Raw genomic sequence first — 331 nt, 5'->3', positions numbered from 1 at the left:
GACCTACTCTCACATGGGGAGACCCCACACTACCATCGGCGCGTTTGCGTTTCACTTCTGAGTTCGGGATGGGATCAGGTGGTTCCACAAGGCTATTGTCACCAAGCAAATTCTGTTTATTACCGTGCCCATCGCTGGCTCACGCTAATAATAATTCGGAAAGCTGATTTGCTTTGTTTGAGTTCAAACTTCATCAAGTGTCGATATTCTGTCTAAGGCTTTTCGTACGACCTCCATGGAAGGAGGAAGTGCTAGAAAATGTCTGGAACATTTTCAGTAAAACCCATCTGGGTTGTATGGTTAAGCCTCTCGAGTCATTAGTACATGTTAG

Annotated in this window: 1 rRNA gene; it reads right to left on the bottom strand. The window is 45.3% G+C overall.

The features are described 5' to 3' along the window. Positions 1-106 (bottom strand): 5S ribosomal RNA (gene rrf, locus KFE26_RS23780); the annotation flags it as partial. Positions 107-331 lie beyond the last annotated feature (225 nt).

It is taken from the genome of Shewanella sp. M16 (genome assembly GCF_018224605.1).
Lineage (GTDB): Bacteria > Pseudomonadota > Gammaproteobacteria > Enterobacterales > Shewanellaceae > Shewanella > Shewanella oncorhynchi.
The sequence above is the reverse complement of the archived record's forward strand: the minus strand, read 5'-3'. Positions and strand labels throughout refer to the sequence as shown.